The organism is Lederbergia citrea (assembly GCF_018343525.1).
Classification (GTDB): domain Bacteria; phylum Bacillota; class Bacilli; order Bacillales; family Bacillaceae_C; genus Lederbergia; species Lederbergia citrea.
In genome coordinates, this window is the sequence record NZ_JAGYPH010000001.1 from 205,573 (window position 1) to 224,896 (window position 19,324).

Below are 19,324 nucleotides of genomic sequence, written 5' to 3' on the forward strand. Positions count from 1 at the left end.
TAGGAGGTTTGATCTATGAATATCTATGTAATTATGAAAAGGACTTTTGACACAGAAGAACGTATCACAATTTCAAATGGGGAAATTAGTGAAGATGGCGCTGAATTCATTATTAATCCATATGACGAATATGCGATAGAAGAAGCAATTCAAGTTCGCGATGAACATGGTGGTGAAGTAACCGTTGTGACAGTCGGCGGAGAAGAAGCAGAAAAGCAGCTTAGGACCGCGCTGGCGATGGGGGCGGATAAGGCAGCTTTAATAAATATTGAAGATGATGTCGATGAGAGTGACGAATTCACAATCGCCAAAATCATTGGTGAGTATTTAAACGACAAGGAGGCCGATTTAATACTTGCTGGAAACGTTGCCATTGATGGCGGTTCCGGACAAGTCGGTCCTCGCGTAGCCGACATTTTAGGCATCCCATATGTGACAACGATTACAAAGTTTGAATTGACAGGGGATACAGTAACAGTGACAAGAGATGTAGAGGGGGATTCAGAAATCATTGAAACCTCACTGCCACTCCTTGTTACAGCTCAGCAAGGGTTAAATGATCCACGTTATCCGTCACTTCCGGGAATAATGAAAGCAAAGAAAAAACCGTTGGAAGAACTGGAACTTGATGATCTTGACCTTGAAGAAGACGATGTGGAAGCAAAAACAAAAACGATTGAAATATTCCTCCCGTCAGCAAAAGCGGCCGGAAGAATTCTTGAAGGTGAAATGGAAGAGCAAGTAAAAGAGCTGGCGGGCTTATTAAACAAAGTCATATAAAATCATAGATATATAGAGGAACAAGGAGGTAGCCGGGATGACAAAAAAAGTACTCGTACTTGGAGAATTACGTGATGGCGCATTAAGAAATGTTTCTTTCGAGGCCATCGCTGCAGGAAAAAAGATTGCTGCTGGTGGTGAAGTAATCGCTGTTTTAATCGGGGATTCCGTAAAATCTTATAGTGAAGACTTGATCAAATATGGTGCTGATAAAGTGATTGCTATTGAGGATGAAAAGCTGAAGCATTATACTTCAGACGGCTTTTCCCAAGCATTTTTGGCAGTTACAGAAAAGGAAAAGCCACAAGGAATCATTTTCGGCCACACAGCACTTGGTAAAGATCTTTCGCCCAAAATAGCGAGCAAATTAAATATAGGCTTAATATCAGATGTAACGGCAATCGAAGAAGAAGATGGTGAAACTGTATTTACAAGACCAATCTTCTCCGGAAAAGCATTTGAAAAGAAAATTATTTCTGAAGGAATTGTATTTGTCACCGTCAGACCTAATAATATTGACCCATTGCCAAAGGATGAAGGACGGACTGGTGAGGTAAATGGGTTAGCTGTTGAAATAAAGGATTTACGAACAATCATTAAAGAGGTAGTCAGGAAAGCAAGTGAAGGAGTAGATTTGTCCGAAGCAAAAGTGATTATTGCCGGCGGACGTGGAGTCAAAAGTTCCGAAGGTTTTGAGCCACTAAAGGAACTTGCCGACGTGCTTGGAGGTGCTGTCGGTGCATCGCGTGGAGCATGTGATGCCGATTACTGCGACTATTCGCTGCAAATTGGGCAAACTGGTAAAGTAGTTACACCTGATTTATATATCGCATGCGGCATATCTGGAGCCATACAACACATGGCCGGAATGTCCAACTCTAAAGTGATCGTCGCCATTAACAAAGATCCTGAAGCAAATATTTTTAATGTGGCTGACTATGGAATTGTTGGTGACCTTTTCGAAGTAGTCCCACTCTTGACAGATGAATTCCGGAAATTGAAGGTATCTTCCGATTGAAAGATGTGTAAAACCAGCCTTTGCGGATATATTATGACTGATAAGCAAATAGTTAGCGTGTTTTAAGACCGAATGGTATACTGGCGTTAGCTTCGAATTGTATATTTAGGAGGTAATGTAAATGGCTATTACACATGCAACTGACCAAAACTTTGCTGCTGAAACAGGCGAAGGCGTAGTATTGGTAGACTTTTGGGCTCCGTGGTGCGGACCGTGTAAAATGATTGCTCCCGTTCTCGAAGAGCTTGACGCTGAATTGGGCGAAAAAGCAAAAATCGTAAAGGTAGACGTGGACGATAATCAAGAAACCGCGAGCCAATACGGAATCATGAGTATTCCAACGCTTGTTGTCTTCAAAGACGGCGAAGTAGTCGATAAAGCAGTCGGCTTCCAACCAAAAGAAGCACTTGCTGAACTTCTTCAAAAACATATGTAATACAAAGGCTTAGGGCCTTACACAAATTCCGGGCTTGAGCCCGGAATTTTTTTAATGGATGAGTCCCTGTGGGGCCACTGCCCCAAAAGGAGTGAATAATATGAATGATCGAATCAGACATAAACTCGAAATTTTGCCTGACCAGCCGGGCTGCTACTTAATGAAGGATCGGCAAGGCACCATCATCTATGTTGGGAAAGCGAAGGTCCTAAAAAATCGAGTCCGCTCTTATTTTTCGGGATCTCACGATGCTAAAACCCAGCGGCTTGTCAGTGAAATAGAAGACTTCGAATACATCGTGACTTCATCAGATATTGAAGCACTTATACTTGAAATGAACTTGATTAAAAAACATGATCCGAAATATAACGTCATGCTCAAGGACGATAAGAGCTATCCATATATTAAACTTACTCACGAGCGCCACCCAAAGTTAATCATTACCCGCAAAGTGAAAAAAGATAAAGGGAAATACTTTGGCCCGTATCCAAATGCGCAATCAGCAAATGAAACAAAAAAGCTTCTAGATCGACTTTATCCGCTTAGAAAATGCCAAACGCTTCCTGACAGGGTTTGCCTTTATTATCATCTTGGCCAATGCTTGGCACCGTGTGTAAATGAAGTAGAGCCAGAAACATACAAACAGATGACCGATGAAATTACCCGATTTTTAAATGGTGGCTACACGACGATAAAGGAAGATTTGCAGAAAAAAATGCTGGAAGCCGCGGAGAATCTTGAATTCGAACGTGCCCAAGAATATCGAGATCAAATGGCACATATCGAAGCAACGATGGAAAAACAGAAAATGATGTCTTCTGATTTCACTGACCGAGACGTTTTTGGGTATTCTCTCGATAAAGGCTGGATGTGTGTCCAAGTATTTTTTATCCGGCAAGGGAAATTGATCGAGCGTGATGTTTCTCTTTTCCCGGTGTACCGTGAGCAGGAAGAGGAATTTCTTACTTTTTTGGGTCAATTCTATTCACAGCCCAACCACTTTAAACCGAAGGAAATTTTAATTCCTGAATCGGCCGATGAAATTTTGGCCGAGCAATTATTAAATGTGAAAGTTCTTAAGCCAAAGAAAGGCCAAAAAAAAGAACTTGTTAAACTTGCTAGTAAAAATGCGAAAATTGCCTTGGAGGAGAAATTCGGATTAATTGAACGGGATGAGGAACGTACCATTCATGCCATTGATAAACTTGGCACTGCCATGGGGATTTATACCCCTTACCGAATTGAAGCCTTTGATAATTCCAATATACAAGGTGCGGATCCTGTGTCTGCTCTTGTTGTATTTATTGACGGAAAACCTGAGAAAAGAGAATATCGTAAATACAAAATAAAGACTGTAATAGGACCTGATGACTATGAATCAATGCGAGAGGTAGTAAGAAGAAGATACACAAGAGTTCTTCGTGATCAACTTCCCTTGCCCGATCTCATCCTCATTGACGGAGGTAAAGGTCAAATCGACGCAGTAAAAGATATTTTGGAAAATGAACTTGGAATGGAAATACCGGTGGCAGGGCTTGCGAAGGATGAAAAGCATAGGACTTCGCAACTATTATATGGAACTCCGCTGGAAATTGTACCGCTTGAACGTCATAGCCAAGAATTTTACTTGCTGCAAAGAATTCAAGATGAAGTCCATCGTTTTGCGATTACTTTCCACCGTCAATTACGCGGGAAATCTGCCTTCCAATCAGCACTTGATGATATTCAAGGAATTGGTCCCGTTCGGAAAAAAATGTTGCTACGCCACTTCGGTTCTTTGAAAAAAATGAAAGAAGCAAGCGTGGAAGAATTTATTGAATTGGGAATTCCGAAGAATATCGCACCTTTGCTGAAAGAAAATTTAGAAAAGTAAAGTTGTGTATTTTATTTACAGATGCTATAATGATTGAAATTTAATAAAAACGATAGAGGTGCAAACCATCAATAGTAAAAATCTGGAGAAGAAGGGCTTCAATGACAGATTTCGAAAGGGAAGGTTTGCCGAAGTGGAAAAAGGGGCCCCTTCCTATTTTTCGCTGGTCCTGAGTTTAAGAAATGCAGGATTGTCAAAACGGAGCAATGCCGTTTTGGAGAGCTATCTCATGTTGTGATCATTATTTTATTTATGCGCGTTTCACAAGCAATGGGATTATACTCTCATTGCTTTTTTTATTATTAACGAGAAAGAAGGCAGGATAATGGGAACGATTGTCATCAAGTTTGGAGGCTCTTCACTTAGTACCACAGACAAAATTAAGCAGGCAGCGTGCCGTATCGCGGATTATAAGAAAAAGGGAAAAGAAGTAGTAGTCGTTGTTTCGGCAATGGGCAAAACAACCGACCAACTGCTCCAGCTTGCGGGAGAGATTACAGAAAATCCTGCGAAAAGGGAAATGGATATGCTTTTGACAACAGGCGAACAAGTTTCAATTTCGCTATTATCCATGGCTCTTACCGAGATGGGCGTACCTGCCGTTTCATTTACAGGGTGGCAGGCAGGTATCGTAACGGAAAAAGTTCATTCTAATGCAAGAATTATTGATGTAAAAACAAACCATATTGAAGAAAAACTGGCTGAAGGCAAGATTATTGTGGCGGCAGGTTTCCAAGGTGTCACGGAGGACGGGGAAATTACAACGCTTGGCAGAGGTGGATCGGATACAACTGCTGTAGCACTGGCAGCCGCAATCGGAGCGGAGAGATGCCTAATTTGTACAGATGTGACGGGCGTATTCACTTCTGACCCAAGGTATGTTCCGAAAGCTAGGAAGCTTCCGTCTATTTCATATGATGAGATGCTGGAGCTTGCTAATCTTGGTGCAGGTGTATTACATCCGCGAGCAGTAGAGTTTGCAAAAAACCACCAAGTTTCCCTTGAAGTTCGATCCAGCACTGAAAATGAAGATGGCACAGTTATTGAGGAGGAAGTATCTATGGAAAAAAATCTTGTTGTTCGAGGCGTAGCTTTTGAAAAAGACATCACTAGGCTAACAGTATTTGGCTTGAAAAATGAATTAACTGGATTGTCCTCAATCTTTTCTGTACTTGCGAAAAATCAAATAGATGTTGATATTATTATCCAAAGTCAAACGGATGGTAATAAAACAAATTTATCTTTTTCCATCAAAAATAAAGATCGTCAAGCAGCTGTAAATGTTCTAGAAAGCCAAAAAGAAACGATCGGATTTGAGAACATTGAATGTGAAGCAGGCCTTGCGAAAGTTTCCATCGTCGGTTCTGGCATGGTATCCAACCCTGGTGTCGCAGCACAAATGTTCCAAGTCCTTGCAGATGAAAATATTCAAATTAAAATGGTAAGTACATCAGAAATAAAAGTTTCCGCAGTTATTGCGGGGGATAATATGATTTCTGCTGCTCAAATCCTCCATGATACATTTAATTTGGGAACTGTAGTCGAAAAAGAAAAAATACAGTAATAAAAAAATGAGCCCCGCTTCACAAGTTGAAGCAGGCTCATTTTTTAATCGCTGATTCGATCTCTTTTATCCCAGCGCACGGTTATTACCACTTTATTTTTCTTTTTATTTACTTCATCATAGGCTTCTGTAACAGTTTGTTTTTGCGATTGGATCTGCTCTGCGATAAAGCCCGCTTCAAGTCGAAAGCAAGGATCCGATAGCATATGGAAACGTCTTAATACCATTTTTCCGGATAATTCAATCTTTAATTCATTTTTACTTTCTTCCAAAAGCAGCATTTTACCCCATCCTGCTTCCTCAAAGAAAGAATTGATTTCTTCTAATGAAAGAAGCGGAAATTTGCGTGCAAGATGTTTTCCTGCCCAATAGGAGATTTCGGCCGTATCCTTCCCGAGAAGACCGGGAATAAGAATGTCCCGCAGCAATTCATATCCGAAGACTGGGACGGTTTCGGTGACTTCTGGTTCAGACGGATGATGAAGTTCTTGATTCAATGAAGATTTCAATCTTATTTCCCCTCTTTCTGTATGCCCCTATTATATACAAAAAGTAACCGATTTTGAAAAAAACATTTAGTCTTTTACACGAATTACTATATACGTTACACAATTTTGTCAGAACTAAAAGATGAAACCGTTGCCTTGACGCGTTCCAAAGTGGGGAGTAGAATGTATATGTCACATAATTGTTATAAAAAAATTTGTGTTGTTCGACATATTGGCAATTCCGATCACATTTTGTCTGCAGCACGAAAGCTTAAACTTAAGGGGGGTAAATTGTGGCGGTGAAAAATGAGTTTTATTGGCGCAGGCTGCACTCGTTACTAGGTGTCATTCCGGTGGGCCTTTTCGTGGTGCAACACTTAATAATCAACCACTTTGCAACGCGCGGTGAAGAAGCATTTAATAATGCCTCAAGTTTTATGGCAAATCTTCCGTTTGTCATTTTCCTAGAATTTGCAGTAATTTACATACCAATTTTATTTCACGGAATTCTTGGGATTTATATCGCATTCGTTGCAAACAACAATCCAACTCGACTCAGTTATTTTCGAAATTGGATGTTTACGATTCAACGGATTACGGGAGTGCTTTTGCTAATTTTTATTGCTTGGCACGTATGGGAAACGCGAATTCAAAAGGCGTTTTTCGGAGTTGAAGTAAATTTTGAAATGATGGAGAATATTTTATCGAATCCAGTAGTGCTGATCTTATATATAATTGGTATTCTTTCAGCTACATTCCATCTTTCTAACGGTCTTTGGTCATTCTTGGTTAGATGGGGTATTACTCAATCTCCAAGCTCCCAGCGTATTTCATCTTGGGTAATGGGAGGGGTATTCGTAGTAATTTCAATCATTGGTGTCCGTGCGGCACTTGCGTTCGTATACCCTGAGCTTTTCGTCGGTTAATTTGATGAAAAATTTGAGCAATTGATTGAACAACGGTGAAAAAAGGAGTGACTCACGCGATGAGCAAAGGGAAAATCATCGTGGTCGGTGGTGGGTTAGCCGGCTTGATGGCAACGATTAAAATTGCGGAAGAAGGGAATCAAGTTGATCTCTTCTCGCTCGTACCAGTAAAACGTTCCCACTCTGTCTGTGCACAGGGCGGAATTAACGGTGCGGTAAATACAAAAGGAGAAGGGGATTCACCTCTCATCCATTTTGACGATACAGTTTATGGTGGAGACTTTTTAGCTAATCAGCCTCCAGTTAAGGCAATGTGTGAAGCGGCACCGGGGATTATCAACTTACTCGACCGAATGGGTGTTATGTTCAATAGGACTCCTGAAGGTTTGCTTGATTTCCGTCGCTTTGGTGGTACACAGCATCACCGTACAGCATTTGCAGGTGCTACAACTGGCCAACAATTATTATATGCATTGGACGAGCAGGTTCGCCGTCATGAAGTAGCTGGCCTTGTAAACAAATATGAGGGCTGGGATTTCCTTGGAATTATTAAAGACGATGAAGGTGTTTGTCGAGGCATCGTCGCTCAAAACATGACTTCAATGGAGATTCAATCTTTCCCAGCAGATGCGGTCATTATGGCTACAGGTGGACCAGGAATCATTTTTGGAAAGTCAACCAACTCTGTTATCAATACAGGTTCAGCAGCATCCATCGTCTATCAGCAAGGAGCAGCATATGCAAATGGTGAGTTTATCCAGATCCATCCAACTGCTATCCCTGGTGATGACAAACTTCGCTTAATGAGTGAATCGGCTCGTGGTGAAGGTGGACGTGTTTGGACGTATAAAGATGGAAAGCCTTGGTATTTCCTAGAAGAAAAATATCCTGCATACGGAAACCTCGTACCACGTGATATTGCTACACGGGAAATTTTTGATGTATGTGTGAATATGAAGCTTGGTATTAATGGTGAAAACATGGTCTATCTTGACCTTTCTCATAAAGATCCGCATGAGCTTGATGTAAAACTTGGCGGTATCATTGAGATTTATGAGAAATTCACTGGCGATGACCCGCGTAAGGTACCGATGAAAATTTTCCCTGCTGTCCACTATTCGATGGGCGGACTTTGGGTCGATTATGAGCAGCACACAAATATTCCAGGACTATTTGCGGCAGGTGAGTGTGATTACTCGCAGCATGGTGCAAACCGTCTTGGTGCTAACTCTCTCTTATCTGCAATTTATGGAGGAATGGTTGCTGGTCCTGAAGCAGTCAAATATACAAGCGGATTGGAAAGAGGCGTTGATGCTTTACCATCTTCTTTATTTGATGCGGCAGCTAAACAGGAAGAGGACAAATGGGCAGATATATTGTCATTAAATGGCACTGAAAATGCGTATGTCCTTCATAAAGAATTAGGCGAGTGGATGACAAATAACGTAACAGTTGTTCGCTACAACGATAAATTGCAAGAAACAGACGATAAGATTGTCGAATTGATGGAACGATATAAAAACATCAATATTAATGATACAACGAACTGGAGTAACCAAGGTGCTCTATTCACTAGACAATTGTGGCATATGCTTCAGCTTTCACGGGTGATTACGATTGGTGCGTTAAATCGTGACGAGAGTCGAGGAGCACACTATAAGCCTGATTTCCCAGAACGTAATGATGAAAAGTTCCTGAAAACAACGATGGCAACATATAATCCGAGCACGAATTCTCCGGAATTCAGTTATGAAGACGTTGATGTCTCACTTATTAAGCCTCGTAAACGTGACTATTCCAAACAGAAAGAGGTGAAATAGGAATGAGTGAAAATAAAACAGTTACCTTTATCATAACTCGTCAAGATAATCCAGATTCACAGCCTTATGATGAAAAGTTTGTGTTGGACTATCGTCCAAACATGAATGTCATCTCCGCATTGATGGAAATTCGCCGGAATCCCGTTAATGCAAATGGGGAAAAGACTACGCCAGTAAACTGGGATATGAACTGTCTTGAAGAAGTATGTGGTGCCTGTTCCATGGTTATTAACGGCAAACCACGCCAATCATGTACAGCCTTAGTTGATAAGCTAGAGCAGCCAATCCGTCTTGCGCCCATGGATACATTCCCGGTTGTCCGCGACCTTGTTATCGACAGAAGCAGAATGTTTGATTCCATGAAACGAATCAAAGCTTGGATTCCTATTGACGGTACGTATGATCTTGGACCTGGTCCACGTATGCCGGAAAGAAGACGCCAATGGGCATATGAGCTATCAAAATGTATGACATGTGGCGTCTGTTTGGAAGCTTGTCCGAACGTAAACAGCAAGTCAGATTTTATCGGTCCGGCATTCCTTTCACTCGTACGTTTATATAATGCACATCCAACAGGTGCTATGAATAAAGACGAGCGTCTCGAAGCAATAATGGACGATGGCGGTATCTCTCAATGCGGTAACTCGCAAAACTGTGTTGAAGTATGTCCGAAAGGCATCCCGCTTACAACATCGATAGCCGCCATGAACCGTGCAACAAATATCCAAATGTTCAAAAACTTCTTCGGAAGCGACCATATGGTAGACTAATATTTAAACGAGGGTATCAAATAAGTCCCTAAATTGAAGCAAGTGGAGAATTATTCTCCACTTGCTTTTTTATTTATGGTTATGGGAGTGGGTTCGATTTACTGTGAGCGACATTTACTCCTTTCTACGGTGAATGGACCCACCCTTAACTTTCCGAATTTTTTTATAACAATATAATGACTTTTCGAGTTTGGAACATTTTTCAGCAAATTGCATTATATGAGATTATGGTAGTAAGGAAAATGTAGGTAAGATTTGGCAGTGGATCATTTTTAACCTAATAAATATACGATTAATACCTAATAACAAAGAACTTTTTCGCCTAATTCGTTATTTCTTGCCTTCTAGATGTCACTCACATTATTTTCTTGACATATGATAATGTGACAATGAAATACCCATCCCCGCGGTTTAAAGCTGGCGAAGGCAAGGAGGGTTACAATAGTTGAAGGAGAATGAATTCACACACAAACCGCTGCTGACAAAAAGAGAAAGAGAAGTTTTCGAGCTGTTAGTCCAAGATAAAACGACGAAAGAAATAGCGAAAGATTTATTCATCAGCGAAAAAACGGTTCGAAACCATATATCCAACGCCATGCAAAAGCTTGGAGTCAAGGGGCGATCTCAAGCTGTCGTTGAACTGCTTCGCATGGGAGAATTAAAGTTATAAATGCAAAACCGGCTGTCCATTCGGGAGCCGGTTTTGTTGATTTCAACTGCTCTTTAACCCATAAAGAATAAATCCAACACCTAAAAAAAACTAAATGATTTTGCCGAATTGAATTTTTATTGGTTCGTTGATTCCGTCAATTGTTTTAACTTTGCGGTGATCAGCTACGTTATCAGGTCAATCGGTTTAAATATTTTAAAAAAACTTGAATTTGTAGAATTAACTCTTATATATATAAATTATAGGAAGCTATGAAACTTGGTCTTGCTTTTAGCAAATACGCTTAGGGGGACGATTGGATGAATTTTGTGGAAGTGAACTCCAACGAGAGAGATGCTTTTCTTGATGCCATCTATGCTACTTTAGAAAAAGGGATGGCCGCTAAAGAAGTCGTTTGTTCTATAACCACGGGTTTCCGTGTTATTCCGTCTATGCGAGCTGCACCGGGACTTAATCCGTACCATGCCTCTGTAGCTGATATCGGCTATGGATTCGATGCCGTTCATGGAACGATTAATCGGATTCGTCAAGGAGAAACTATTTCTTTAGTAAAAGAAATGCTTGTGTTCGACCTTGATACACTGGGCATTAGTGTAAAACAATTAAGCCCAAATTTTGAACTGGCTGTAAGAAAAGTAACCCCTGATGTTTTTTATCTCGTTGAGCAAAGTCGCCAATTAAATTATCAAATTGAGGTAAGAATCAATGAAGCAATAAAACTAGGCAGGGCTCTACTTGGTCCTGAATGGGAAACCATACGTAAACGGATTGAGAATATACAAGCTATTCCACGGTTGTAAGGGGATAAAGGAGGAGTGAAAAATGTCAAATTCACAATCAATGAAATTAAGTGAGGAGCAGCAGCATCGTTTGTTGGATTGGTGGCAAACAATGGAATCGGCTAAGTCAGTAGTACATCGTTTAGTATCTTTAGTGAGTGAATTTCGGTTAAATCCAGAATCAAGTCATGCAGATGGAATGATTCTTTTTTATCGGGCTATCTCCGAGATTTCCTATGGTTATGCAGGTGTACGAGGCGGTGTTCGCCGTGCGTTCACAAAAGAATATAGCAAAGCTCTTCAAATCAATATGGTAATGTGTCTCAGCTTCGTCCCTAAATTTTCCGTTGATGCGAAAGTTCTTCTCGAACGCATAACTAAACAAGTCACTGGATCAAGGGCTCTCCAACTGATCCAGCGGATTAGGGAGACGTTAATGGAAAATGATGAAATAATAAATGAATTAGAGAAAAAAGCTCATGGCATTTTTGGAAAGGATACCTTCCAGGGCATTCAAGTAAAAATGATGAAGGATATGACCATGGAATAGAAGGACCTACTTTAAAACTAATGACCTATGATACTGATTATTACGTTTAAACTCATATAAATAATTATTTGGAATAAGGACTACTTCTCTTTGAATAAATTGAAATAGAGGTTTTTTCAGGGAGAAACATACTCAACAAGATTCTAGCGCCCTGTTAAAAAACTATAGGTTGGGAGGGGTACTTAATCATGAATTGGAATGAGAATTCACAAGATCCCAATAATCGAATAGATCCTGTAATGTTTGTTACACGTTCCTTAGATGAAATTCGTTTTTGGTCAAGGATAATGAAGGAACATTCCTTATTTCTTAGATTAGGATTTAGGTGCGAAGATACACAATTAATAAATGAAGCTAATCAGTTTTATCATTTATTTGAGCAGATTGAACAACGGTCCCATTCATTGACAAATCAAACTGCTCCTGAACAAATGAGAAGATTTAATTCGGAAGTTCAACTAGCTGCCACTAACATATTTGCCTTTAAACGGAAAGTTTTGGGACTAATTCTATCTTGCCAACTGCCCGGTGCAAACAATTTTCCCCTTTTGGTCGATCATATAAGTAGGGAAGCCAATTATTTTAGAAAGCGTTTAATTGAATTAAACGAAGGGAAATTAAAACCCCTCGCTGATGCAATCATCAAAGAGAATGTTTTCTTTTTAAGAATCATGGCTGATCATGCGAAATTTATAGGACATCTTCTTGATCCATCGGAAAGAAAGCTTGTCGATATGGCCCGTAATTTTAGCAATGATTTCGATGAATTGGTTTTTCAAGCTAGAGATTTAGAAGGTATGAAACCACAATCTCAGACAGTTCCTCTATTAGATCAATTCCTAGATCAGAATCGTGTGTCCGTAGTTTCCCTGAGAGATTTTAAGAAAACCGCCCGAGATTTGATCGAAGAATGTAGAATTAAAAGTATTATTCACCCTTTGCTTGCAGACCATGTATTTCGTGAAGCTGAACATTTCCTTGAAATTATTGACATGTTTGAAGCTCATCTTACCGGAACAATGTCTCAACGTAGATAAGCACTGCCTGGTATTTTTATAAATATCAATGAAAAAATCACTTAAATTAAAGTTTCGTCTTTTCAGTGTATTGCAAGGTAGTTTTCTTCAACAATACTATGTTAAAAACCAAAGCAATATAAAGAAAGGCGTCCGGCGCTGGCCAGCACGTCTTCTTTGTTTTATCCCTTAATCAATTATTTGTACCGGTGGTCAACTAAAGATGTTTCCGAAACCAGCTTAGAATATGTTCCAGGCGAATCACCCGATGCCAGGGGTTTCCAGAACGAGACAGCTCATGGGTATCATTGAGAAAGCGGAGCATGCGCACGTTACGTCCTTGAAACTTGAGGGCAGTATAAAATTGTTCCCCCTGTTCAATAGGAACTCGAAAATCGTGGGTGCTTTGAATAATCAAGAGAGGTGTTTGAACATTGGCTACGTACTTGATTGGCGAGCGCTTCATGTACTTTTCCGGAAACACCCAAGGTGGCCCCCCGTAATCATCGGCCTTTAAAAATCCGCCGTCTGACGTACCAAAGAAACTATACAGATTACTGATACCTCTCATCGAAACTGCAGCTTTGAAACGTTGGGTTTGTGTAATGATCCAGTTAGTCATATAACCTCCGTAGCTTCCGCCGGCAACACCAAGACGGTTCGGATCGAGCGTACCTTTCAATAGAGCATAGTCCACTGCCGCCATCAAGTCCGCATAATCATGGTTTCCCCAATCGCCTCGGATGTCTGCGACAAACTCTTGTCCGTAGCCCATGCTCCCGCGCGGATTGGTGTAAATCACTGCAAAACCATGGGAAGCCAGCAACTGAAACTCAAGGAAGAAGACGTAGCCATACATGACCATCGGGCCACCGTGGATTTCCAGTATCGCTGGAATTCGACTTCCGGCAGGAACCCTCACAGGCGGGTAAAGAATCCAACCTTCGACCTCCGGACCATTCGCCGAACGCGAGGAAAAACGGATCGGCTCGGAAATGGCAAGCCGACTAAGCCAATCTTGGTTTACTGTTGTAAGCCGACGTTCGTTGTTAATCGTTTCTTTAGAGATGTCAGCAAACCAGATATCATTTGGCAGCGTAGCTGTAGTAATGGCCATCACCACCTGACGAGTGTCCGGAGTAAAACTAAAATTGTAGATAACTGAATTCCCAGTGGTCATTTGAATTGCCTGATTATCTGGAATGGAAAAGCGCCAAAGATGAACGGCTCCGGCTTTACTCACACACGTATAAATGCTGTGACCATCAGGAGCCCAAGTCAAGCTAATCGTAGGCTCCTGATGACCGCGGATGTCCCCAATGGATTTATCACCTATGGGATATGGGAAGCCGCTAGTCAATTCCCATGGCTCTCCTCCGGATGCAGCAACCATCCAAATGCCTGGGTTCGTATAACTGCCATATCTCCGATCGTGTCCAACATAAGCAATCACTTGTCCATCCGGAGACCACGTCGGATGGTTAGCGGGCCCTTGACTTCGAGTCAACTTGTGAAGTTCTCCCCCCGTAGCCGCAATCACCCAAATATCATTGACTAAAGCGAGGTCTAAACGTTCCGGTGTCCGGTTACCAGCTACGGCGATGTATTGTCCATTAGGAGACCAAGAAGGAGAAGAAAAGTTGTAATCGCCAAACGTAAGTTGCCGGAACTTACCGCGATCAGGACCGACGACTGGGATAGTAAAAAGATGCCAGTGTTTACCGACTAAATAACCAGTGGTGTCCAACTTATATTCAAGACGATCAATAACGAGCACATCTTCTGAAAAACGTTGTCTTGGCGTTCTTTTTCGACAGATATTCTCTTCTGGGCCTTCTGGTCCAATATGAACGACACAAGCGATGGTTCGGCTATCTGGAGACCATACGGGAATGCCACCGATATACCGAATATTAGTGAGCGGTTCGGCCTCACCACCCGTACTCGACATGATCCAAAGTTGAGGATGTCCTCGCCGTGTGGATACGAAAGCAAGCCACTTGCCGTCCGGCGACCAACGGGGAGCAAAATCTAGACCAGGACCGGATGTAAATTGCTGTGGTTTGGTCTCTCCGCAGATTGAAACGATCCAGATTCGGCTGCTATATTTATTGGTATCCCTATCCATCCTTGTTTCGACGTAGACTATGCTCTTCCTATCAGGGGAAATTTGCGGATCACTAACGATTTTTAATTCAAAAAGATCCTCAGGATTTAATGGCCTCTTCATTTCCAATCATTCCTTATTTATTTCTGTTTTATATTCTATTCGTTTTGTATTTGAATAAATAATGTGAGTTGTATGATGCATGGATAAAAAGTCCACAATCCATATGAAAAGTGAGAGGAATTATTCTAGTCATCATTGCTATATATAATTGAAGTGAATATATTATTGGGGTGATAAAAAGCAAGAAAGTTTTCACAGTATTTTTGTAAAAAATAAAACACTAGATTTTGAAAAGTTCTGGAGCATGTTAGTTCCTATATATTTATTTTGAAAAATTCTCTAATCACTAGGACTAGTCTCACCACCATATTCATGTCTGTGAGGATGGGAGCCGTTAACTGAAGTTACCCCACGAAAATTATGATAATGTCCACCATTTGGTAATGGAATTGCAGCACCAGTAACTCCTCGAATTTCATGTTTATGCCCATCATTAAATGAGGTAACGGTAAAATACTCATGTTTATGTGGTACACCAGTGGGAGCTGGTTCAGTTCTACCGGCATATCTGTGCTCATGGCCGGCATTAAAAGAGGTTACTCCAGAAAAATGATGTCTATGAAGAGGCCTCCCATCCCACGAAGTTAGATATAATACATGTGAATGCTCAGAATCCAAACTCGAATCAGGTGAATGAACGATTAAACCTGTAATCGGTATTTCCATTAGTGTTTTTCCACCTTCCTTGTTCTTTTTGAAATTGCCTCAAAACGTCCAAGATAAATACATTTGTTTTTCTCAACTAAAGAATATTCCTATTTTCTTTTTTTAGAACAGTGAGTGTCCTGGTACCTAGAAAGATGTGTAAGTTTATCAACGCCATGCAAAAGCTTGGAGTCAAGGGGCGGATCTCAAGCTGTCGTTGAACTGCTTCGCATGGGAGAATTAAAGTTATAAAAGCAAAACCGGCTGTCCATTCGGGAGCCGGTTTTGTTGATTTCAACTGCTCTTTAACCCGTAAAGAATAAATCCAACACCTAAAAAAACCCAAATGATTTTACCAAATTGAATTCTATCCGCCATTCCTAAAAGACCTATGGCTGTAGTAATAATGAGAATAATTGGCCCTATAAGGGCAAGAGAGCTGTTAATGACAAGTGCTTTTTCAATATCATTAAATCTAATCATTAAAAAAGCTGCAAATAGTTCTACACTGCCTGATAGTAATCTTAAAAACGCCATCCCAATGACAGCTTTCTCTAAGAAGGTAATCATTTTTTTCCTCCTGTAGTTAAACTTCTCATATTATATGCATGTCAAGTACATATCAGGACAAGAAGTGTTTAAAGAGCTTCAGGAAAAACTACCTTTTCTTAACATTAATTCAGAATGCAAAAAGGACTTTGGGACGATTAAAATGGATTAATGTTTAATGAAGCGGTTTTTAGTAAAAGGAATTAAGTAATGAATATTTAAGAAAAGAGGGAGAATTATTGAAAAAACGTTTTTCATTTATGATGATTTTGGCACTTCTCTATCTATTAGGCGCATGCGGAAACGGCAAAAATATAGACAATCAGAATGACAAGGGCGCAATAAATGATGAAAGCGCACAAAACACTACGGAAAATCAGCCTGAGAGTACTAAAAATGATGAGCAAACAACTGATATCATACTAGTTGAATTAAAAAACGCGGATGATAAAAAAGTGGGAGAAGCTCAATTACAACAAGTCTCGGAAGGCGTTTTAATCAAGCTGGAAGCCTCCGATTTGCCGCCTGGAGCACATGGCTTTCATATTCACGAAACTGGGAAATGCGAAGCACCAACTTTTGAATCGGCGGGTGGTCACTTTAATCCAACTGATGCAGAACATGGAATGAAAAACGAGAAAGGACCCCACGCAGGTGACTTGCCGAATATCGAGGTAGGGGAAGATGGAAAAGTACAATTTGAGGTGACAGCAGACAATGTAACATTATTAGCTGATGAAGAAAATTCATTGCTTGGCCCTGAAGGTACTTCACTCGTTATCCATGCAAAACCCGATGATGAAAAATCCCAGCCTGCGGGTGATGCAGGTGACCGGATCGTATGTGGTTCAATTGGTGAATAGTTCGTGTTCTTAAATGTAAAAACCAGTTTTCTATTTAAAGTGAAACTGGTTTTTAAAACTGAGAATTAAGAACTTGATGGAAATGCATCTAAGATTCTCAAAAAAAAGAGGTGGCGGAAATTTTTACCCTCGATGACATGATTACGTTTGTTTGGGCTTTTTTTATTACATTGCCAATAGTAGCGGTAATCCATTCAGCTGGACATTTTTTTTTCGCGAAAATATTTGAAGGAAAAACAAATATAGTTTTAGGAAAAGGTAGATCAATATGCTCATTTGGCATCTTTGAATTAAGACTCTTATATTTCGTTGATTCGGAAAGTTATTATCAAGAGTTAAAAATAGATAACCGTCTAACCCATTGCCTTGTTTATGCTGGAGGAGTTATTTTTAATGGTCTGTTTATTATTTTGGTTAATACTGCGATTTATTATGGTTATTTGCCAAAACATCAGTTTTTTTATCAATTTGTTTATTTTTCATTATATTATATCTTTTTTGCCCTGCTTCCTATCCAGTATGGCAAAGATCATGTAACTGATGGAAAAGCGATTTGGAATATCATTAAAAATGGAAAACCTACGGCCGAGTAGATATTTTATCAACATGCATATTCTTCCATCAATAGGCAATGTTAAGAAACTAGGAGGATGATTATGTTGAAAAAAGAAAATAAACAAACCAGACCAGCGTTGGCCTCTGGAATCGATGTGCAAGAGGATTTAAATTTTGTAAAAGAAAATGAAAATAATGAGGAAGAAGTTATTCGTTCCGAAAAATTAAGATACAAGAATGCGGACGAAATTTATGAGTTAAATCCTGAAGAATAAGGAGGGCGAAATGTTGTGAAAAAGAATAATAAAAAAACCGAGCATACACTAGCCCCTGGTATGGACGATCAAGAGGAATTGAAACAAAATGCTTCAGATAAAGAAATTAAACAGGGTGAATATACTGAGGTGACTACTTTATCATATGACGAAGTGGATCCAAGCTAGAAATGCGCTTTTCTAAAATATTGCCAAATAATTAAAGTGAACTCTATTGGGATATTAAAGAGTTCACTTTTTAAATTAATTGAATTTTATTGCAATACAAACTATAATGAAAGCGCAGTCATTAACGAATGAGAGATCATGGTCATATATCCATCATCTCTTTTTTAATCTGGGGGAAAATACATTGAAGATTACTAGTTTTGAACTTTTTCAAGTACCACCACGATGGCTATTTCTAAAAATAGAAACAGATGAAGGAATTATTGGATGGGGAGAGCCGATTGTTGAAGGCAGGGCGGCAACCGTTAAAGCATGTGTTGAAGAATTAATGGGATATCTTATTGGCAAAGATCCTCTGCGAATTGAAGACCATTGGAATGTAATGTATAGATCTGGTTTTTACCGTGGTGGTCCAATCATAATGAGCGCGATTGCCGGAATCGACCAAGCACTCTGGGATATAAAAGGAAAATTCTTCGGGACGCCTATTTATCAATTATTAGGTGGCGCTTGCCGTGAATCTATTCGTGTCTATTCATGGATTGGAGGAGATCGCCCCATTGATGTTGGACTAGCCGCTAAAGAAGCTGTTGAAAATGGTTTTACTGCTGTGAAGATGAACGGAACGGAAGAATTACAGTACATAGATTCGTACGAGAAAATTGATAAGGCTGTAGAGAGAATTGCGGCTGTTCGTGAAGCAGCAGGAGATTATTTAGGTATCGGAATTGATTTCCATGGACGTGTACATAAACCAATGGCCAAAATCCTTGCGAAAGAATTAGAACCATTTCGGCCAATGTTCATTGAAGAACCAGTATTACCGGAAAATAATGAGGCGCTTAGAGATATCGCCAATGCCACATGTATTCCAATTGCAACGGGTGAAAGGATGTTTTCGCGATGGGATTTCAAGAATTTATTACAAGATGGTTATGTCGATATTATTCAACCTGATCTGTCCCATGCTGGAGGGATTACTGAATGTAAGAAAATCTTTTCAATGGCTGAAGCTTACGATGTGGCCGTTGCTCCTCACTGCCCGCTCGGACCGATTGCATTGGCGGCCTGTTTACAGGTGGATGCAACAGCACACAATGCATTTATTCAAGAACAAAGTCTAGGAATTCATTATAACCAAGGGAATGACCTACTTGATTATGTGAAAGATCCAACTGTTTTTTCCTATAATGATGGGCATGTATTCATACCACAAGGACCTGGCTTAGGAATTGATGTGGATGAAGAATTTGTACGGAAAATGGCAAAATTAGGTCATGATTGGAAAAACCCAGTCTGGCGTCATAAGGATGGGAGTATCGCAGAGTGGTAGGCTTGTAGTAGCGAAA

The 19,324-nt window shown here is 40.2% G+C and carries 21 protein-coding genes, 1 pseudogene and 1 riboswitch; of the genes and pseudogenes, 18 read left to right on the plus strand and 4 right to left on the minus strand.

What is annotated here, in order from left to right; genetic code table 11:
* The first annotated feature begins 15 nt into the window (after positions 1-15).
* From KHA88_RS01055 to KHA88_RS01075, 5 genes are all read left to right on the plus strand, one after another.
* The gene (locus KHA88_RS01055; protein ID WP_213106737.1) at positions 16-780 is read left to right on the plus strand and encodes an electron transfer flavoprotein subunit beta/FixA family protein; all 765 of its coding nucleotides are present in this window, start codon (positions 16-18) and stop codon (positions 778-780) included.
* A 37-nt stretch (positions 781-817) separates the two neighbouring features.
* Positions 818-1,798, plus strand: coding sequence for an electron transfer flavoprotein subunit alpha/FixB family protein (locus KHA88_RS01060; RefSeq protein ID WP_213106738.1), 981 nt, complete (start codon positions 818-820; stop codon positions 1,796-1,798).
* Between the two features lie 121 nt (positions 1,799-1,919).
* On the plus strand, positions 1,920-2,234 hold the full coding sequence (gene trxA / locus KHA88_RS01065; RefSeq protein ID WP_213097596.1) for a thioredoxin: 315 nt from the start codon (positions 1,920-1,922) through the stop codon (positions 2,232-2,234).
* A gap of 100 nt (positions 2,235-2,334) precedes the next feature.
* Positions 2,335-4,107 (plus strand): excinuclease ABC subunit UvrC, encoded by a 1,773-nt coding sequence (uvrC, locus tag KHA88_RS01070; RefSeq protein WP_213121290.1) that lies wholly within the window; start codon positions 2,335-2,337, stop codon positions 4,105-4,107.
* Between the two features lie 45 nt (positions 4,108-4,152).
* Positions 4,153-4,340: riboswitch (Lysine riboswitch) on the plus strand.
* A 92-nt stretch (positions 4,341-4,432) separates the two neighbouring features.
* Complete coding sequence (locus tag KHA88_RS01075) at positions 4,433-5,671, plus strand: aspartate kinase (RefSeq protein ID WP_213121291.1); 1,239 nt, start codon at positions 4,433-4,435, stop codon at positions 5,669-5,671.
* Positions 5,672-5,715: 44 nt separating this feature from the next.
* Here KHA88_RS01075 and KHA88_RS01080 read toward each other — a convergent pair whose 3' ends face one another.
* Positions 5,716-6,168: a YslB family protein gene (locus KHA88_RS01080; RefSeq protein WP_213121718.1), complete on the minus strand. Its 453-nt coding sequence runs from the start codon at positions 6,166-6,168 to the stop codon at positions 5,716-5,718.
* A 284-nt stretch (positions 6,169-6,452) separates the two neighbouring features.
* On the opposite strand from KHA88_RS01080, the gene KHA88_RS01085 reads away from it, so the two are divergent.
* The 7 genes from KHA88_RS01085 to KHA88_RS01115 all read left to right on the plus strand — a co-directional run bounded on the left by KHA88_RS01085 (position 6,453) and on the right by KHA88_RS01115 (position 12,711).
* Complete coding sequence (locus KHA88_RS01085) at positions 6,453-7,085, plus strand: succinate dehydrogenase cytochrome b558 subunit (RefSeq protein ID WP_213097593.1); 633 nt, start codon at positions 6,453-6,455, stop codon at positions 7,083-7,085.
* A gap of 59 nt (positions 7,086-7,144) precedes the next feature.
* Complete coding sequence (sdhA, locus tag KHA88_RS01090; protein ID WP_213097592.1) at positions 7,145-8,905, plus strand: succinate dehydrogenase flavoprotein subunit; 1,761 nt, start codon at positions 7,145-7,147, stop codon at positions 8,903-8,905.
* A gap of 2 nt (positions 8,906-8,907) precedes the next feature.
* Positions 8,908-9,675: a succinate dehydrogenase iron-sulfur subunit gene (gene sdhB / locus KHA88_RS01095; RefSeq protein WP_213097591.1), complete on the plus strand. Its 768-nt coding sequence runs from the start codon at positions 8,908-8,910 to the stop codon at positions 9,673-9,675.
* Between the two features lie 445 nt (positions 9,676-10,120).
* Entirely contained in the window at positions 10,121-10,345 is a 225-nt protein-coding gene (locus KHA88_RS01100; protein ID WP_213097590.1) for a helix-turn-helix domain-containing protein, read from the plus strand.
* A 299-nt stretch (positions 10,346-10,644) separates the two neighbouring features.
* Positions 10,645-11,145: a hypothetical protein gene (locus KHA88_RS01105; RefSeq protein ID WP_213121292.1), complete on the plus strand. Its 501-nt coding sequence runs from the start codon at positions 10,645-10,647 to the stop codon at positions 11,143-11,145.
* A 22-nt stretch (positions 11,146-11,167) separates the two neighbouring features.
* Complete coding sequence (locus KHA88_RS01110) at positions 11,168-11,674, plus strand: hypothetical protein (protein WP_213097588.1); 507 nt, start codon at positions 11,168-11,170, stop codon at positions 11,672-11,674.
* A gap of 188 nt (positions 11,675-11,862) precedes the next feature.
* Positions 11,863-12,711, plus strand: a complete 849-nt coding sequence (locus KHA88_RS01115; protein ID WP_213097587.1) for a DUF2935 domain-containing protein — start codon at positions 11,863-11,865, stop codon at positions 12,709-12,711.
* Between the two features lie 196 nt (positions 12,712-12,907).
* Here the strand turns inward: KHA88_RS01115 and KHA88_RS01120 are convergent, their stop codons facing one another.
* A complete protein-coding gene (locus tag KHA88_RS01120) occupies positions 12,908-14,920 on the minus strand; it encodes a S9 family peptidase (protein ID WP_213097586.1) in 2,013 nt (670 codons plus the stop codon).
* 279 nt (positions 14,921-15,199) lie between these two features.
* Entirely contained in the window at positions 15,200-15,586 is a 387-nt protein-coding gene (locus tag KHA88_RS01125) for a YmaF family protein (protein ID WP_213097585.1), read from the minus strand.
* A 149-nt stretch (positions 15,587-15,735) separates the two neighbouring features.
* Between KHA88_RS01125 and gerE the strand changes: the two are divergent.
* Positions 15,736-15,817: pseudogene (gene gerE, locus KHA88_RS01130) on the plus strand (spore germination transcription factor GerE); the annotation flags it as partial.
* 42 nt (positions 15,818-15,859) lie between these two features.
* Here the strand turns inward: gerE and KHA88_RS01135 are convergent.
* Positions 15,860-16,135, minus strand: coding sequence for a YqhV family protein (locus KHA88_RS01135; RefSeq protein WP_213097584.1), 276 nt, complete (start codon positions 16,133-16,135; stop codon positions 15,860-15,862).
* Between the two features lie 218 nt (positions 16,136-16,353).
* Between KHA88_RS01135 and KHA88_RS01140 the strand changes: the two genes are divergently transcribed.
* The 5 genes from KHA88_RS01140 to dgoD all read left to right on the plus strand — a co-directional run bounded on the left by KHA88_RS01140 (position 16,354) and on the right by dgoD (position 19,308).
* Positions 16,354-16,977 (plus strand): superoxide dismutase family protein, encoded by a 624-nt coding sequence (locus KHA88_RS01140; protein WP_249305759.1) that lies wholly within the window; start codon positions 16,354-16,356, stop codon positions 16,975-16,977.
* 110 nt (positions 16,978-17,087) lie between these two features.
* The gene (locus tag KHA88_RS01145; RefSeq protein ID WP_346729151.1) at positions 17,088-17,570 is read left to right on the plus strand and encodes a hypothetical protein; all 483 of its coding nucleotides are present in this window, start codon (positions 17,088-17,090) and stop codon (positions 17,568-17,570) included.
* A 63-nt stretch (positions 17,571-17,633) separates the two neighbouring features.
* Positions 17,634-17,807, plus strand: a complete 174-nt coding sequence (locus KHA88_RS01150; protein WP_213097583.1) for a hypothetical protein — start codon at positions 17,634-17,636, stop codon at positions 17,805-17,807.
* A 15-nt stretch (positions 17,808-17,822) separates the two neighbouring features.
* Positions 17,823-17,975, plus strand: coding sequence for a hypothetical protein (locus KHA88_RS01155; RefSeq protein ID WP_213097914.1), 153 nt, complete (start codon positions 17,823-17,825; stop codon positions 17,973-17,975).
* 184 nt (positions 17,976-18,159) lie between these two features.
* Positions 18,160-19,308 carry a galactonate dehydratase gene (gene dgoD, locus KHA88_RS01160; RefSeq protein WP_213097582.1) on the plus strand — a complete coding sequence of 383 codons (1,149 nt, stop codon included), beginning with the start codon at positions 18,160-18,162 and terminating at the stop codon, positions 19,306-19,308.
* The last annotated feature ends 16 nt before the right edge of the window (positions 19,309-19,324 follow it).

Coding starts and splice junctions, on each gene's coding strand:
- KHA88_RS01120 (WP_213097586.1), bottom strand. CDS start 14,920: ATGAAGAGGCCATTAAATCCTGAGGATCTTTTTGAATTAAAAATCGTT.
- KHA88_RS01105 (WP_213121292.1), top strand. CDS start 10,645: ATGAATTTTGTGGAAGTGAACTCCAACGAGAGAGATGCTTTTCTTGAT.
- KHA88_RS01055 (WP_213106737.1), top strand. CDS start 16: ATGAATATCTATGTAATTATGAAAAGGACTTTTGACACAGAAGAACGT.
- trxA (WP_213097596.1), top strand. CDS start 1,920: ATGGCTATTACACATGCAACTGACCAAAACTTTGCTGCTGAAACAGGC.
- KHA88_RS01075 (WP_213121291.1), top strand. CDS start 4,433: ATGGGAACGATTGTCATCAAGTTTGGAGGCTCTTCACTTAGTACCACA.
- KHA88_RS01150 (WP_213097583.1), top strand. CDS start 17,634: ATGTTGAAAAAAGAAAATAAACAAACCAGACCAGCGTTGGCCTCTGGA.
- sdhA (WP_213097592.1), top strand. CDS start 7,145: ATGAGCAAAGGGAAAATCATCGTGGTCGGTGGTGGGTTAGCCGGCTTG.
- KHA88_RS01115 (WP_213097587.1), top strand. CDS start 11,863: ATGAATTGGAATGAGAATTCACAAGATCCCAATAATCGAATAGATCCT.
- sdhB (WP_213097591.1), top strand. CDS start 8,908: ATGAGTGAAAATAAAACAGTTACCTTTATCATAACTCGTCAAGATAAT.
- KHA88_RS01125 (WP_213097585.1), bottom strand. CDS start 15,586: ATGGAAATACCGATTACAGGTTTAATCGTTCATTCACCTGATTCGAGT.
- KHA88_RS01060 (WP_213106738.1), top strand. CDS start 818: ATGACAAAAAAAGTACTCGTACTTGGAGAATTACGTGATGGCGCATTA.
- KHA88_RS01135 (WP_213097584.1), bottom strand. CDS start 16,135: ATGATTACCTTCTTAGAGAAAGCTGTCATTGGGATGGCGTTTTTAAGA.
- KHA88_RS01110 (WP_213097588.1), top strand. CDS start 11,168: ATGTCAAATTCACAATCAATGAAATTAAGTGAGGAGCAGCAGCATCGT.
- uvrC (WP_213121290.1), top strand. CDS start 2,335: ATGAATGATCGAATCAGACATAAACTCGAAATTTTGCCTGACCAGCCG.